The following is a 15446-nucleotide window of genomic DNA, read 5'->3' as shown; positions in this document are numbered from 1 at the left end:
GCACAACACGAGATGGAGGGATTATCAAGACTTAATAAGAGAGATTCAATCTAACATGGCTCTCATAAATGAGAGGTCTTAAAAATGAAACACTCACTAATAAAATACATTGCCAGTTTAACTTTTAGAAGATCACGTACCCAAACCATTGGAGCGGCCTGTAGGTGGGTTGTGTTATTGGTTTTGATAAGAATAGTTAACAACAGAATAGCTCTAACCGGTAAGGATATGAAATCAGTGAGCTAAACTGTATGAGAGATGAATAAAAGAAGAAACGCCCAGGCAGGGCGCTTTGTTAGGCTTTATTCTGCAACGCGGCGAACTTGAATGATCATTCCCATTAATGGATGGTCTAGATAGTGGGTTTCGTTGCTGCGCATACGGCGTTTTTGGTCCATCCGATAGCTCTTTAAAAACTCTTCCTTTTCCACTGTTGGGGAGATAGCTTCTAGGTTCCCCAGTTGAACCTCGGCATTTTGCTCTTCAGGTGTAATATCTAACTCCAATGGTTTACTTTGGAGCACGATTTCTCGCACACTCGGGGCTTTAAGGTCGAGCGTGGTTTCAGCATAAAGATAGTGCTGCACATAGATTTGTAATTTACCGTCGAGTTCGTAAAGGGGACTCGCGATGCTTTGTTCTAGCACACCGTTTACTGGCGATTCTTCTAGTACGGCCACTTTTTCACTGCCGTCAGTATTGAATTTAGCGGAGTAATCTTTACCCGCTTGAATATGGAAAATCGGTGCGGAAGCTCTGCCTTGATCGCCTTGACGCCAAGCCGTATGCAATAGCACTTCAAAGCCGGCGTGGTTTTTCAGTTTTTGTGCTTGGTCGTTAAGTTGGTAGTCGGAAAAAGGCAGCATTTTCACGCCTTTTTCTTGGCGATAGTTTAAGTCACTAAAACTGCCCGCGCGTTGAATATTGATTTCAGGCAATGAGTTAGGCCACGACTCACTGACCTTCTCTGCATCAATTGCACGCTTAAAAATGATCACTTCTATGTCAAATTGCCGTTGTGCCAGACTTGGCATCGAAATAAGCAAAAGTAGGAGTGGGATCAGTTTTTTCATTATGGCTCCATCATTTTTTGTGCGTAATTTATGCTCTAGGCATCAGGTTTTGTTGGAATTCGCTGAGCATACTCGACACAAATTGAATTCGTTCACGTCTATCGGTTAATGGTACAGCAAACTTAAACTTAGTTGGCCCTTCCATTGCAAATTTTTTCGGTTGTGATTGCAGAAGTCTAACCAAAAAGACGGGGTTAATGTCAGCATCTGGATAGAACTCAATGTAGCCGCCTTTTTCATGTGCTTCGATTTTCTTCACTTTTATACGTGCAGCATCAATTTTGACTTCAGCAACGCCGAGTAAGTTATTTGCAGCATCAGGTAACTTACCAAAGCGATCAATCAACTCGACTTTGAGCTCGGCGAGCTCATCTCGGCTAGCGACACTCGCTATCTGTTTATACATGGAGAGGCGAGTATTTACATCAGGAATGTAATCATCGGGTAATAGCGCTGGCAAACGCATTTCCACTTCGGTTTGTTCACGAAGCAAATCGTCAAGAGAAGGTTCTCTGCCATTTTTTAATGCTTCAACCGCTTGCTCTAGCATCTCCATATAGAGAGTAAAACCAATTGATTGGATCTGACCGCTCTGTTCATCGCCCAATAATTCACCCGCTCCACGGATTTCTAAATCGTGCGTTGCTAGAGTAAAACCGGCTCCAAGATCTTCAAGAGATGCAATCGCTTCTAAACGTTTCACGGCATCTTTAGTGATGGCTTTAGGATGTGGAGTGAGTAAGTAAGCATAAGCTTGATGGTGAGAACGTCCTACTCGGCCACGAAGTTGGTGTAGCTGCGCTAAGCCAAGGTTATCTGCTCGGTCCATAATGATGGTGTTCGCCGTCGGGACATCAATCCCTGTCTCGATGATGGTTGTGCAGACCAATACGTTGAAGCGTTGGTGATAAAAGTCGTTCATCACTTTTTCCAGCTCACGTTCACGCATTTGTCCATGGGCGACGGTAATTCGAGCTTCAGGGACCAGCTTTTCTAAATCGGCGGCCACTTTGTCGATAGTTTCTACTTGGTTATGTAGAAAATAAACCTGTCCACCGCGCATGATTTCACGTAATACGGCCTCTCGAATCGTATTGTCATCATGCTGGCGTACAAAGGTTTTGATGGCTAATCGTCGTGCGGGTGGTGTGGCGATAATCGATAGATCGCGCATTCCGCTCATCGCCATGTTTAACGTGCGCGGAATCGGCGTTGCCGTTAGCGTGAGAATATCCACATCAGCACGCATCGCTTTCACTTTTTCTTTTTGGCGAACGCCAAAACGGTGTTCTTCATCAACGATCAAAAGACCAAGATCGCTAAATTTTAGCTCGCTGGAAAGCAGTTTATGCGTGCCAACCAAAATGTCGACTTTGCCGTCGGCGACATCTTGTAGAATCTGCTTTTGCTCTTTTGCTGATTTGAAGCGTGATAAAACTTCGACACGGATCGGCAGGTTAGCGAATCGGTCTCGAAAGTTCTCAAAATGCTGCTGTGCGAGTAAGGTTGTCGGCACTAATACGGCCACTTGTTTATTGTTGTCGGTGCAAACAAAGGCGGCGCGCATGGCGACTTCTGTTTTGCCAAATCCAACGTCACCACACACTAATCGGTCCATCGCTTTTTTCTGACACATGTCCGATAGCACGGCGTTGATAGCTGTATTTTGATCATCGGTTTCTTCAAATGGGAAACCTGCTTTAAAGGTCGCGTATTGGCCACGATCCAGAGCGAACTTATAGCCTGGTTTGAGCTCTCGCTTGGCGTAAACATCCAGCAGCTCTGCAGCGACATCGCGGACTTTTTCGGCCGCTTTTCGTCGTGCCTTGGTCCATGCTTCACCCCCGAGCTTATGCAATGGTGCGCTTTCTTCCGCGCCGCCAGAGTAACGACTAATGAGATTCAATGAAGCGACAGGGACATAAAGTTTGGCTTCGTTTTGATACTCAAGGGTGACGTATTCGGTCATCATGCCACCCGCTTCAAGAGTCTGTAACCCGAGATAACGGCCGATACCATGATCAATATGAACAACGGGTTGCCCTGGTTTGAGTTCAGCTAAGTTACGAATGACAGCGTCACTATTGGTGACTTTACGATCTTTCTTACGGCGAAGAATGACACGGTCACCGAGTAAATCACTTTCGCAGATGAACGCTAAGTTGGCATTGTTATCAATAAAGCCGTGCTCAGATGCCCCTAATACGAGACATTGTTTTTCTTTTGCTTGGCACGCTTGCTGGAAGGTTTCTTTTTCGATAGGGCGCAGTTTTACGCGTTGCAATAGCTCTAGTAATGCTTCGCGACGGCCTTCTGATTCGACGGAAAAAATGATTTTCCCAGTGAAACTTTCACTAAATTGCCGGATGGCGGCTAAAGGCTCTTTATTTTGATGCATGACCGCCAAGTCGGGTAATGCACTGACCGCTAAATTGATCCGCCCTTGCTTTTCTGAAATTGGTTCCACACTGAGTTGGATCTGAGCCACGTTTTTGAAAAGACTGAAAAGCTCATCTTTTTTAAGCCACAATTCATGAGGTGGCAGCAACGGGCGAAGAGGGTCAACTTTACGCTGCTGGTAACGATATTCGACGTCGGTTAAAAACTGGTCAATCGCTGTTTCGATATTTCCTACGACAATTAGTTGGCTTTCTGGCGCGATATAATCGAACAAAGTTTCGGTGTGTTCAAAAAATAGTGGTTGCCAGTATTCAATACCGGCTGGCCAAATCCCCTTTGAGACTTGCATATAGACAGATTCTGGTTCACGACGCGCTTCAAATCGTTGACGCCAGCGGGTGCGAAAATCTTCAATTGCACTTTCTGTGGTGGGAAATTCATGAGCAGGTAGCAAGCGTATCTCACTGATCTCTTCAATTGAGCGTTGATTCTCAGGATCGAAGGTGCGTATGGTGTCGATTTCATCATCAAAAAAATCAATGCGATAAGGATCGCTGCTGCCCATTGGAAATAAATCAAGAATCGAACCTCGGCTGGCGTACTCGCCAGGGCCAAACACTTGATCAACATGACGATAGCCCGATTTTTCCAGCTGAAGACGCAGTTTATCTAAGGAAAACTGATCGCCAGTTTTAACCATCAGGGTATGCTGTAGCAGAAATTCTCGCGGCGTCTGACGCTGCAATATGGTGCTCACTGGCACAATGGTAATGCCTGTTTTCAAGCTCGGTAATTGATACAGGCGCGCGATGCGATCAGAAATGATCTCTTGATGAGGCGAAAAACTATCATAAGGCAAAGTTTCCCAATCAGGAAACAGCGCCACTTCGGCGTCACTAAACTGCTCAATTTCGTGCTGCAGCTTTAAGGCGGTTTGAGGATCAGGTACAGCCAGTAAAGTGTGGCTATTATGCTGGTTGGCCAGCTCTGCAATTGCCAACGCAAGGCTTGCACCACGTAGGTTACCAATGTGTTTTTTGTCGCCCGCGCCAGCAGGTTTAATCAGAGTCAGTAAAGAGTGTGTAGTCATGAGAACGCTTATGGTTTATTTCGGTCTAAAGAGCGTTGACGCAGCAATTTTTGCTGCTGGTACAGTGCGGCTTTAATCAAGAGATCTTGGTCAGTATCTCGCAGTAAATCGTATTTCATCGTGATGAGATAGTGTTGCTCGTCCGCTTGGCAATCAATCACCGAACTATAGCAATAAATAGCGGCTGCAGGGTGGTCCAAAAACAGTTTACAGCGGGCTTGGGTACCAATTTCTAGTGCGTTTGGATAACGAAGTGAGAAGCGACTGGCCCCAAATGTGCTGGTGATGAAGCGTGAATGTGGCTCATCTTGCTGTGATAACATAAAGGTCAGCAACAAATTCAGTTTCGAATTTTGAGTATCAAGTAACTGAACGACGTGCTTGAAATCACTATTTTTCAGTTCTAGTCGTGCACTTTCGGTGAGTGCATCCAACTGGCTAAACTCACTGGCCACAATAAATGGGGCAGGAATCTCCGCTTCAAATATTGATTGGGAAGGTAGCATAAATGTGCTGTCTAAAAGTTCAATATTGGTTGTCAGTCCATAGTGAACCGTAAAAAATTCTTGCTCGGTCATAAAGGCATCCTTCTCATCGCTTTGTTGATTATCGTCATACCGGCGAACTAATCAAGGTATGTCCTTGTTATCGAGTCTATTTAACCGATTTTTGGCAAATTAAAGCTACAACCTTCCACCGTTTCTCGTTACAGTACTGAGCATCACTTTTAGGCGGTTTTTCTTATGTTTCATCCTATTTCGGCGTTCATCGGCTTGCGTTATTTACGTGGGCGATCCGGTGATAGATTCAGTCGATTTGTCTCTTATATGTCTACGGCGGGGATAACCATTGGCGTGATGTCACTGGTGACGGTGCTTTCGGTCATGAATGGTTTTGAATCCCAGCTCAAAAATAGAATTTTAGGTGTGTTGCCTCAGGCTGTAGTTTCGCAAAATGGCGATCGCACTTTGCTCACGCAAGATGTGCCTCAATTCATTAGCCAGCTCTCTAGCGCCAGAGCGGCTGAACCGATTGTACGCAGTGAAGCGGTTGTTCAAAGCTCATCGCAACTGGCCGCAGGCTTGTTGGTGGGAATTGAACCTAATCAAAATGATCCGATTGCGGCGCACTTGATTGCGGGTCAAGTGAGTGCGCTCAAGCCGGGCGAATATCAACTCTTCCTTGGCCATTCACTGGCGCGGGCGCTCAACGTGACAATTGGCGATAAAGTGCGTTTGATGGTCACTTCAGCTAGCCAATTTACCCCCTTAGGTCGTATTCCTGCGCAGCGTAATTTTACAGTCGCAGGCATCTTCAATACGGGGTCTGATGTGGATGGACAGCTGATGCTGACGCACATCAAAGATGCAGCGCGATTGCTCCGTTTACCATCAAATACTGTGTCGGGATGGCGGCTCTTTTTTGACGATCCTTTTGTGGTCGCAGACCTAGCTAGCGCACCTTTGCCTGGGGGGTGGCAATGGAGTGACTGGCGAGATCAGCGTGGCGAGTTGTTCCAAGCTGTTCGCATGGAAAAAAATATGATGGGTTTGATGCTTGGGTTGATTGTGGGCGTGGCGGCTTTCAATATCATTTCTGCGTTGATCATGGTGGTGATGGAAAAACAAGCTGAGGTCGCGATTTTGAAAACGCAAGGCATGACAGATCAACAAGTACTGGCCATTTTTATGGTTCAAGGCGCGAGTAGTGGAGTGATTGGTGCGCTTGTCGGTGGTGTGTTAGGCGTATTGCTTGCCAATAACCTCAATGGATTATTAGAAAGCATGGGTGTAGCGCTGTTCTCTGTGGGGGGAACGCTGCCTGTAGTGATTAACCCCATGCAAATTATGTTGGTCGTGATAGCAGCCATCACGCTCAGCTTATTCGCGACACTGTTTCCTTCCTACCGTGCGTCATCCGTAAAACCTGCCGAGGCTTTAAGATATGAATAACCTTTTACAATGCCATAACGTATGCAAAACCTACCAAGAAGGGGAGCTACGGACTCAAGTGCTAAAAGGCGTCAGTTTTGGCATTCAAGCGGGAGAGTTAGTCTCAATTATTGGGACTTCTGGATCTGGGAAAAGTACGTTATTGCACATTCTGGGTGCACTGGATGAGGCAACCGAAGGTTCAGTGTCATTTTTAGGTCAGGATTTATCGAGCTTAAGCTCCAATAAACAAGCGAACATTCGCAATCAACATTTGGGTTTTGTGTACCAGTTCCACCATTTATTAGCCGATTTCACCGCTCTTGAGAATGTTGCCATGCCGTTGCTTATTGGTGGCCAAAAAGCATCGCGTGCTAAACAGGCCGCGCAAGCACTGTTAGAAAAAGTGGGGTTGGGACATCGTTTATCTCATCGACCCTCTGAGCTCTCTGGTGGAGAGCGGCAGCGGGTAGCGATTGCGCGAGCGCTGGTCAATCAACCCGATTTGGTGTTAGCCGATGAGCCTACGGGCAACCTTGATCACAAAACGGCGCTGGCGATTTATGATTTGATGCGTCAAATGAATCAAGAGTTTGGCACGGCATTTTTAGTGGTAACGCATGATAGCGAACTTGCTGCAAAAATGGACAGACAGATGCACATGCAAGATGGTTTGCTGATTAATGTGGAGGCATCGTAGATGTTCACCTCGCTCTCTTTAGTGATTGGTCGGCGTTTTAGCCTGGCAAAGCAGCGTAATAAAATGGTGTCGTTTATCTCGCTCTCTTCCATTATCGGTATCGCTGTGGGCGTTGCGGTGATCATCGTGGGTTTGTCGGCGATGAATGGTTTTGAGAGAGAGCTGCAGAACCGCGTGTTATCTGTCATTGCACACGGAGAGTTTGAAGGGGTTCAACAACCCATCGCGAACTGGTCGTCATTAGTCAAGCAAGCCGTGCAGCATCCAAAAGTGGAAGCGGCCGCTCCTTATGTAAAATTGACGGCATTAGCGGAGAAAGGCGCGCAACTGAAAGCGATTGAGGTGCGTGGAATTGATCCGCAAATGGAGCGCGCCGTGTCGCGTTTATCTCAATTTGTCTCTTCCGATGCATGGCAAGGTTTTGTCGCAGGTCAGCAACAGGTCATTTTAGGCAAAGGAGTGGCGGATAAATTGGGCGCGGCAGTCGGTGACTATGTCACTTTGATGATCCCCTCTGCGAATGAGAGCGCTAAAGTTCAAGCGCCAAAGCGCGTGCGCGTCAAGGTCTCAGGGCTTTTGGAACTCAATGGCCAAATTGACCACAGCCTTGCATTAGTGCCATTGGCAGATGCACAAGCTTACGCCAAATTAGGAGAGCGAGTGACGGGCGTTGCTATCAAGGTCTCAGAGGTATTAAATGCAACTCAAATTGTAAGAGAGGTCGGCAATACGCTTGATCAATACGTCTATCTACGCAGTTGGCAGCAAAAATTTGGCTTTTTGTACCGTGATATTCAGCTGGTCAGAACCATTATGTATTTGGTGATGGTGCTGGTGATTGGTGTGGCGAGCTTCAACATCGTTTCAACACTTATGATGGCGGTAAAAGATCGTGCGGCTGAAATCGCCATTTTGCGCACTATGGGCGCGACCGATGGATTAGTGAAACGAATTTTTGTCTGGCAGGGTGTTTTCTCTGGTGTATTAGGCAGTGTGATAGGTGGCGTGTTAGGTGTGTTGATTGCGTGGAATTTAACAGCGTTAATCAAAGGATTAGAACGGTTAGTCGGCCATCAGTTTTTGTCTGGTGATATCTATTTTGTCGACTTTTTGCCATCACAAGTGAACCTATCGGATGTGGTGCTTGTCTCTTCGACGGCGATTGTGTTGAGCCTATTAGCTACTTGGTATCCGGCCTCTAGGGCCAGTCAACTGAATCCGGCGTCTGTGCTTAGCGCTAAATAATCTCAACTCGGATTCTTTTCGTTCATCAGCATTGAGCTATTTTTAGCAAACAAAAAGGACCATTTGGTCCTTTTTCAACATCATGCGACATCGTTTTACATGCTCAGTTGTATAGCCAGTCTCAATCTCTTGAAGCTTTTATCTCGTTTGGCGCTTTTGCCAGCTTCTTACGACAGAATAGCGCCATAAACCGTGAATGCCGAAGTAGCCGATTATGGCGGAGATCACTCCACACATCATGCAACCCAAAAGGAATGGCGGACCAATGGTACTCATTTGTTGCATGATAAAATGCCAAGAGAGTTCAAAGTGAAATGGTTGTGGTGGTGTTTGCATTACCCATGCGCCAAGCTTGTAGGCGAAGTAGAACAGCACTGGCATGGTGATGGGGTTGCTAATCCAAACCAAGGCTACAGAGAGCGGTAAATTGACGCCGCACATAATGGCAAGGCCAGCGGACATGATCATTTGACTCGGAAGTGGAACAAAAGCCATGAACAAACCTACGGCGAAGGCACCTGCTGCTGAGCGGCGGTTCAAACACCATAAATTGGGGTTGTACAGCACATTGCCAAAAATTTTTAATGCCTTCTGACGCTTAATCACTTCATGGTTAGGCATAAAACGTTTGATGAACTTTCTTGGCATCGTGACATGACTCTCTTATCTAATTACTGGACCCTAGCTTCGTTTTCGCTAACCGCCATTTCTGCTTCTTATTGGCCTTGGATGCCAGATTGGAAATGGAGTATGCCTCTATTCGCCATTCTCATACTCTCTGTCGGTTATAGAAAACTGCGCTTTCTCTCAGGAGTAACAATGGCTTTAATGGTCATTGTGATCAGCGGGAGCTTATTACGTGAGCAGTCCAACACTATTTTTCAGACAGGTTCGGATATTACCATAAACGGACAGGTTAACAGCTTTTTTAGACAAATTACTCATGGTTATGAAGGAACAATTTCGATTCGATCAATCAATGGTCAAACCTTAGGCATTTTTTTGCGGCCCAAGGTGCGATTAATAGCTCCTTTACCGTTGAAGTATGGCGACGTGGCTGAATTCTCCATCACAGTAAAACCTATCTTTGGTCGGTTAAATGAGACCGGGTTTGATGCAGAGGCGTACTCTTTGAGCCAAGGTATTGTGGCTCGTGCAACGGTTAATAATGGACAGTCTTATCGCATTGAATCATTACCAGAATGGCGAGCACAATGGTACCAGAAGATCAAAACCTGGCTCGCTGATGATCCCAATCTTGGTATTTTAATGGCGCTTACGTTTGGTGAGCGCAGTGATATTTCAACGGCACAGTGGCAAGCATTACGAGACAGTGGGCTGATTCATTTGGTCGCCATTTCTGGTCTGCACATTGGCATCGCGTTTGGTTTTGGTTATAGCCTTGGGCTCGTATTGATGCGTTTGCATCATCGCATGGGGTGGTCGCCATTCGTCGTAGGAAGCTTGTGCGCACTAGGCTATGCTTGGTTGGCTGGCTTTACCTTGCCCACTCAACGCGCGCTCATCATGTGTTTGCTCAATGTGGCGATGATTGTCCTCAATGTCCGTATCAATACGTTGCAGCGACTGCTTATGACGTTATCGGCGGTGCTGCTTATCGATCCTTTTGCTGCGTTATCCAGTAGCTTTTGGATGTCCTTTATTGCTGTCTCAGTGGTGTTCTACCAACTTTCTCTACCTCAAACTCAGCGATTTTTTTTATGGCGTTTATTGACGATGCAGAGTGGGTTAGTGCTGTGTATGCTTCCGGTAACTGCTTATTTTTTCGGTGGAGTCAGTACCAGTGCGGCGCTCTATAACTTAGTGTTTATTCCTTGGTTCAGTTTTGTGGTGGTTCCGGCGATCTTTGTGGCTTTAGTGTGTACGGTTTTGACTTTTGATGGCGCACCTATGGTGTGGCATTGGGTGGCCAAATTACTCATTCCAGTTGATTGGTCAATACATTATTCAAGCCTCAGTTGGTTTCCTATTTCTGGGGCTGTTTTGGCTCTGTTGAGCAGTGCTCTGTTGCTGTTTGTGTTTTCACCGTTGATCTCGCGTTTTGCACTTGCGGTTTACAGCCTTATTGTGATGGTTTCTTGGCTCACCATTCCGATAAAAACAGGTTGGCGGATTGATGTGTTAGATGTTGGGCATGGGTTAGCGGTGTTGATCGAAAAAGAAGGACGCTACGTGCTTTATGATACTGGTGCAAGTTGGCAAGGTGGTGATCACATCCAAGCAACAGTTGCCCCCGTGTTAAACAAACGGGGAGCTACGCAATTAGACGGGTTGATTTTGAGTCACTTGGATAACGACCATGCAGGTGGAAGAGCGGAAGTTGAGCGTGTTTGGCAGCCCAAATGGAAACGTGCTAGTCAAACGATAGCGGGTTACCAACCTTGTATTGCTGGCGAACAATGGCAGTGGCAACAACTCTCTTTTGATGTTATCTGGCCACCAAAAACTGTAGCGCGGGCTTACAATACTCACTCTTGTGTGATTCGAATCTTTGACCAAAATACCGGTTTTTCAGTGCTTTTACCCGGGGATGTGGATGCTATGAGTGAGTGGTTACTTGCGCGAACAGAGCAATCCTTACAAAGTCATATCCTGCTTGTACCACACCACGGTAGTAGGACATCTTCTACTGTTGCTTTGATTCGTAAGGTGAATCCTGAGGTCGCTATTGCCTCGCTCGCCAAAGGCGGACGCTGGCAATTACCTTCCGCACAGGTTGTTCAACGCTACCAGCAACATGGAGCAAACTGGTTGGATACGGGTGAAGCAGGGCAAATTAGCGTTATTTTTGGCATGCAGAATTATCAAGTTAGCAGCTTGCGTATCTCTCGCTCTCAGGCTTGGTATAGGCAGATGCTCCGTAACGAGGTAGAATGAGCGCAATATTTTCTTAAAAACAAAGCATTTCTATGTCACTCAATACTGACGAAACCACTTGGCAAACCTTCAAACGCCTGTGGACCTATATCCGCCTATATAAATCTGGCCTAGCAGTTGCGATTGTCGCATTGATTATCAATGCGGTCTCTGACACCTATATGGTGTCGTTACTTAAGCCTCTTCTAGATGAAGGATTTGGTAATGCGGAATCCGATTTTTTGCGAGTGCTGCCTTTTATTATTTTGGGGATGATGGCGCTACGTGGTTTAAGTGGCTTTGTCTCCTCGTACTGCTTGAGCTGGGTTTCTGGCAATGTTGTGATGTTGATGCGTCGAAAAATCTTCAATCAATTCATGCACATGCCTGTCAGTTTTTTTGATAGAGAATCAACAGGTGGTCTGTTATCACGTATCACCTATGATTCAGAGCAAGTGGCTGGGGCGACCAGTCGTGCATTGGTCAGCATTGTTCGCGAAGGTGCGAGTATCATCGGCCTATTGACCTTGATGTTTTGGAATAGCTGGCAGTTATCTTTGGTATTAATCGTGGTTGCGCCAGTGGTTGCGATGGGGATTGGTATTGTCTCTAAACGTTTTCGCAAGATCTCAAAAGGGATGCAGACCACCATGGGTGATGTGACCTCTTCAGCAGAGCAGATGCTAAAAGGGCACAAAGTCGTACTGAGCTATGGTGGACAAGACGTAGAGCGTAAACGTTTTGACCATGTCAGCAATCAAATGCGTCAACAAACAATGAAGCTGGTTGCGGCGCAGTCCACTGCTGACCCTATTATTCAAATGATTGCTTCTTTAGCACTTGTCACTGTGCTGTTTTTAGCCAGCGTTGATTCTATCCGTGCCGAATTAACACCAGGTACTTTTACGGTGGTGTTCTCGGCAATGTTTGGCTTGATGCGGCCACTGAAAGCGTTAACGAGTGTTACCTCCGATTTCCAACGTGGTATGGCGGCCAGCCAAACATTATTTGAGCTGATTGATTTAGAAACCGAGCGCGACACTGGTCAGTTTGAAGCCGAAAAAGTACGTGGTGACGTTAGAGTTCAGGATGTGACCTTTACTTATCAAGGTAAAGAAAAACCAGCGCTGTCTCATGTGAGCTTTGAGATCCCTCAAGGTAAAACGGTCGCGCTTGTTGGGCGTTCTGGCTCAGGGAAAAGTACTATCGCGAGCCTCTTGACTCGTTTTTATGATGTCGATTCAGGTGCTATCTATCTAGATGATCATGATATTCGCGATTATAAACTGAAGAACTTGCGTACCCACTTTGCGCTGGTTTCGCAAAATGTTCATCTCTTCAACGATACCATTGCCAATAATATTGCTTACGCGGCAGAAAATGAGTATACGCGTGAGCAAATTGAGCACGCGGCTAGGCTTGCTCATGCCATGGAGTTTATCAATAGCATGCCTGATGGCTTGGATACCATGATTGGTGAGAATGGAGCCAGTTTATCGGGTGGTCAACGTCAACGAGTAGCGATTGCACGAGCGTTATTACGTGATGCACCCGTACTTATCCTAGATGAGGCGACTTCTGCGTTGGATACAGAATCTGAGAGAGCGATTCAATCAGCACTTGAAGAGCTACAAAAGAATAAAACGGTATTGGTCATTGCGCACCGCTTGTCGACGATTGAAGAAGCCGATGAAATTCTAGTGGTCGATGAGGGTGAAATTATCGAACGTGGTCATCATGCTCAGTTAATTGCACAAGATGGGGCGTATGCCCAACTACATCGAATTCAATTTGGTGACTAATCAGTGATTGAAAAAATCTGGTTCGGACATCACCCAGCGTGTTTTTTGTTGTGGCCACTGTTGTGGCCACTGAGTGTCTTGTTTCTGTTGGTCAGTCAAGCACGTAAGCGAGCATTCCAAGCGAACAAAAAAGAGCGCTATAAGGCTCCCGTTCCTGTGGTGGTGGTGGGTAATATTACGGCGGGTGGTAATGGTAAAACACCGTTGGTTGTATGGTTAGTGGAAGCTTTACAAGAACAAGGTTTCAAACCAGGAGTTGTTTCGCGTGGGTATGGTGGTAAAGCTCCGATTTATCCATTAGTGCTGCAAAGTGACACGCCAACCACTCACTGCGGTGACGAACCTAAATTGATTCACCAGCGCACGGGTGCTCCGGTTGCTGTTGCACCAAAGCGCTCACAAGCAGTGCAAGCCCTGCTTCCGTTGGGTGTTGATGTGATCATCACTGACGATGGCCTTCAGCACTATGCATTGGAGCGTGATCTCGAATTTGCAGTCGTGGACGGTGTTCGTCGCTTCGGTAATGAGCAGTTCATGCCTTTAGGTCCGTTAAGAGAGCCACTCTCTCGGTTAGCGGAAGTTGATTTTATTGTGACTAATGGCGGTCAAGCTCAATATGGCGAATTGGCTATGCACCTTTCACCTAGCTTAGCCGTTAACTTAGTGACAGGTCAGCAAGCGCCAGTGAGCCAGTTAGCTGCATTAGTGGCTTTTGCTGGCATTGGTTATCCCACGCGCTTTTTCAATACATTAGAAGCTTTAGGTGCAAAGACGGTATTGACCCAAGGTTTTGCGGATCACCGAGAGTATCAATATTCAGAATTAGAGGCGCTTGCGCAACATGGAGCAAACGTCATCATGACAGAAAAAGACGCAGTGAAATGTGCGGCCTTTGCACAAGAAAACTGGTGGTATCTTCCCGTTTCTGCGCAATTTAGTTCGCCAGATGAAAGGCGTATTTTGGACAAAATAAAAGAGGTAATGGAGTCATATGGATCACCGTCTGCTTGAAATTGTAGCTTGCCCTGTATGTAAAAGTAAGTTGACTTATGATAAAGAAAATCAAGAGCTTATTTGTAAGTTAGATCGTTTGGCCTACCCAATAAAAGAAGGGATTCCTGTGTTGCTTGAGCCAGAAGCGCGCAGCATGACGATGGATGAGGGGCGATAATGGCTTTCACCGTTGTTATCCCTGCTCGTTATCAGTCAACTCGCTTACCTGGCAAACCTTTGGCTGATATCGGCGGTAAACCCATGATTCAGTGGGTTTATGAGCAAGCGTTACAATCGGGAGCTGAGCAGGTCGTTATTGCTACTGATGATGCTCGTGTTGAAGCGGCTGTCCATGCGTTTGGTGGCAATGTTTGTATGACATCATCACATCACGAGTCCGGTACTGAGCGTTTAGCCGAAGTGGTGAAATTAATGGGCATTGCCGATCACCACATTATTGTTAACGTACAAGGTGATGAGCCACTCATTCCACCGAGCATCATCAAGCAGGTCGCTAACAATTTAGCCAACAGTAGCGCGCCGATGGCGACTTTAGCGGTTGAAATTACTGATCAAGCTGAAGTGTTTAACCCTAACGCGGTTAAAGTGGTAACAGATCAAGAGGGTTACGCGCTGTATTTCAGCCGTGCGACAATTCCTTGGGATAGAGACAATTTTGCAGCTGGTGGTCAAACGGTGATTCAGCCATTGCTACGCCATATTGGTATTTACGCTTATCGGGCTGGTTTCATCAATACTTATATCAACTGGCAACCCAGTGTACTTGAGAAAATTGAGTGTTTAGAGCAGCTTCGAGTACTGTGGTATGGTGAAAAAATTCACGTTGCCGTTGCTAAAGAAGCACCACCTGCAGGGGTAGATACACCAGAAGATTTAGAGTTAGTGAGAGCGATAGTAAGCCAACGTTAGCTAAAAAAGGAGCAATTATGCTCTAATGCCGATCAGTTAAGACTTTAATCGGCAGATCAGTTGAATGATCCTACCTTTATGTAAAAATCCGATAGACCTTGTTTATCGGATTTTTTTATGCACGTTTCTCAAGCCCTCGATATCATCAATAGTTATAAACCCAATCAAGTTGAAACACTCGCAGACCTCTTGCCCATTGAGCTCATCAATAGTGCTTATGAGCTTACTGATACCGTTACTCTAAGAAAACGAAAGCTCACTTTAGAGTCGATGGCATGGTTACTGGTTGGCATGGCTATCTATAACGATAAATCCATGGCTGACATTGTCAATATGCTCGATATTGTTGACCGCACAGGTAAGCCATTTGTTGCTCCAAGTGCATTAACACAGCGAAGAAAAAAT

13 protein-coding genes are annotated in these 15446 nt (G+C 46.1%); 9 read left to right on the top strand and 4 right to left on the bottom strand.

Translation table 11 applies throughout. The features are described from left to right. Window positions 1-302 precede the first annotated feature (302 nt). From AACQ17_RS16015 to AACQ17_RS16005, 3 genes are read right to left on the bottom strand one after another with little or no spacing between them, the layout of a single operon-like run. Window positions 303-1073, bottom strand: coding sequence for a peptidoglycan binding protein CsiV (locus AACQ17_RS16015; RefSeq protein WP_094147409.1), 771 nt, complete (start codon window positions 1071-1073; stop codon window positions 303-305). Between the two features lie 28 nt (window positions 1074-1101). Then, entirely contained in the window at window positions 1102-4563 is a 3462-nt protein-coding gene (gene mfd, locus AACQ17_RS16010) for a transcription-repair coupling factor (protein ID WP_094147408.1), read from the bottom strand. Between the two features lie 8 nt (window positions 4564-4571). After that, on the bottom strand, window positions 4572-5141 hold the full coding sequence (locus tag AACQ17_RS16005; protein ID WP_017048079.1) for a hypothetical protein: 570 nt from the start codon (window positions 5139-5141) through the stop codon (window positions 4572-4574). Between the two features lie 165 nt (window positions 5142-5306). On the opposite strand from AACQ17_RS16005, the gene lolC reads away from it, so the two are divergent. The 3 genes from lolC to lolE are packed head-to-tail and all read left to right on the top strand — an operon-like array spanning window position 5307 to window position 8439. Continuing rightward, a complete protein-coding gene (lolC, locus tag AACQ17_RS16000) occupies window positions 5307-6515 on the top strand; it encodes a lipoprotein-releasing ABC transporter permease subunit LolC (protein ID WP_088732651.1) in 1209 nt (402 codons plus the stop codon). After that, the gene (gene lolD, locus AACQ17_RS15995; protein ID WP_047687976.1) at window positions 6508-7194 is read left to right on the top strand and encodes a lipoprotein-releasing ABC transporter ATP-binding protein LolD; all 687 of its coding nucleotides are present in this window, start codon (window positions 6508-6510) and stop codon (window positions 7192-7194) included. Before lolC ends, lolD begins: the two co-directional genes overlap by 8 nt. Beyond that, window positions 7195-8439, top strand: a complete 1245-nt coding sequence (lolE, locus tag AACQ17_RS15990) for a lipoprotein-releasing ABC transporter permease subunit LolE (RefSeq protein ID WP_013856531.1) — start codon at window positions 7195-7197, stop codon at window positions 8437-8439. It begins immediately after the preceding gene. Window positions 8440-8577: 138 nt separating this feature from the next. On the opposite strand, the gene AACQ17_RS15985 is transcribed toward lolE, so the two are convergent. Next, window positions 8578-9087: a DUF2062 domain-containing protein gene (locus AACQ17_RS15985; protein WP_017042300.1), complete on the bottom strand. Its 510-nt coding sequence runs from the start codon at window positions 9085-9087 to the stop codon at window positions 8578-8580. 6 nt (window positions 9088-9093) lie between these two features. Between AACQ17_RS15985 and AACQ17_RS15980 the strand changes: the two genes are divergently transcribed. From AACQ17_RS15980 to AACQ17_RS15955, 6 genes are all read left to right on the top strand, one after another. Beyond that, window positions 9094-11337, top strand: coding sequence for a DNA internalization-related competence protein ComEC/Rec2 (locus AACQ17_RS15980; RefSeq protein WP_094147407.1), 2244 nt, complete (start codon window positions 9094-9096; stop codon window positions 11335-11337). A gap of 32 nt (window positions 11338-11369) precedes the next feature. Continuing rightward, window positions 11370-13118, top strand: a complete 1749-nt coding sequence (gene msbA, locus AACQ17_RS15975; protein WP_094147406.1) for a lipid A ABC transporter ATP-binding protein/permease MsbA — start codon at window positions 11370-11372, stop codon at window positions 13116-13118. Between the two features lie 3 nt (window positions 13119-13121). Beyond that, window positions 13122-14129, top strand: coding sequence for a tetraacyldisaccharide 4'-kinase (gene lpxK, locus AACQ17_RS15970; RefSeq protein WP_017048074.1), 1008 nt, complete (start codon window positions 13122-13124; stop codon window positions 14127-14129). Beyond that, complete coding sequence (locus AACQ17_RS15965) at window positions 14110-14289, top strand: Trm112 family protein (protein ID WP_013856535.1); 180 nt, start codon at window positions 14110-14112, stop codon at window positions 14287-14289. The genes lpxK and AACQ17_RS15965 overlap by 20 nt, the downstream gene beginning before the upstream one ends. Next, a complete protein-coding gene (kdsB, locus tag AACQ17_RS15960) occupies window positions 14289-15041 on the top strand; it encodes a 3-deoxy-manno-octulosonate cytidylyltransferase (protein WP_017045182.1) in 753 nt (250 codons plus the stop codon). Before AACQ17_RS15965 ends, kdsB begins: the two co-directional genes overlap by 1 nt. A gap of 117 nt (window positions 15042-15158) precedes the next feature. Next, on the top strand, window positions 15159-15446 hold a 288-nt coding region (locus tag AACQ17_RS15955), incomplete at its 3' end, for a transposase domain-containing protein (RefSeq protein WP_170935188.1).

Source organism: Vibrio sp. V10_P2A27P122 (assembly GCF_963874335.1).
GTDB lineage: Bacteria > Pseudomonadota > Gammaproteobacteria > Enterobacterales > Vibrionaceae > Vibrio > Vibrio anguillarum.
The sequence above is the reverse complement of the archived record's forward strand: the minus strand, read 5'-3'. Positions and strand labels throughout refer to the sequence as shown.

What these genes read in the sequence shown, in the direction of transcription:
- lolE (WP_013856531.1), top strand. Translation starts at nt 7,195, where the DNA reads ATGTTCACCTCGCTCTCTTTAGTGATTGGTCGGCGTTTTAGCCTGGCA.
- lolD (WP_047687976.1), top strand. Translation starts at nt 6,508, where the DNA reads ATGAATAACCTTTTACAATGCCATAACGTATGCAAAACCTACCAAGAA.
- AACQ17_RS15980 (WP_094147407.1), top strand. Translation starts at nt 9,094, where the DNA reads ATGACTCTCTTATCTAATTACTGGACCCTAGCTTCGTTTTCGCTAACC.
- AACQ17_RS15985 (WP_017042300.1), bottom strand. Translation starts at nt 9,087, where the DNA reads ATGCCAAGAAAGTTCATCAAACGTTTTATGCCTAACCATGAAGTGATT.
- mfd (WP_094147408.1), bottom strand. Translation starts at nt 4,563, where the DNA reads ATGACTACACACTCTTTACTGACTCTGATTAAACCTGCTGGCGCGGGC.
- AACQ17_RS16005 (WP_017048079.1), bottom strand. Translation starts at nt 5,141, where the DNA reads ATGACCGAGCAAGAATTTTTTACGGTTCACTATGGACTGACAACCAAT.
- msbA (WP_094147406.1), top strand. Translation starts at nt 11,370, where the DNA reads ATGTCACTCAATACTGACGAAACCACTTGGCAAACCTTCAAACGCCTG.
- AACQ17_RS15965 (WP_013856535.1), top strand. Translation starts at nt 14,110, where the DNA reads ATGGATCACCGTCTGCTTGAAATTGTAGCTTGCCCTGTATGTAAAAGT.
- lolC (WP_088732651.1), top strand. Translation starts at nt 5,307, where the DNA reads ATGTTTCATCCTATTTCGGCGTTCATCGGCTTGCGTTATTTACGTGGG.
- AACQ17_RS16015 (WP_094147409.1), bottom strand. Translation starts at nt 1,073, where the DNA reads ATGAAAAAACTGATCCCACTCCTACTTTTGCTTATTTCGATGCCAAGT.
- kdsB (WP_017045182.1), top strand. Translation starts at nt 14,289, where the DNA reads ATGGCTTTCACCGTTGTTATCCCTGCTCGTTATCAGTCAACTCGCTTA.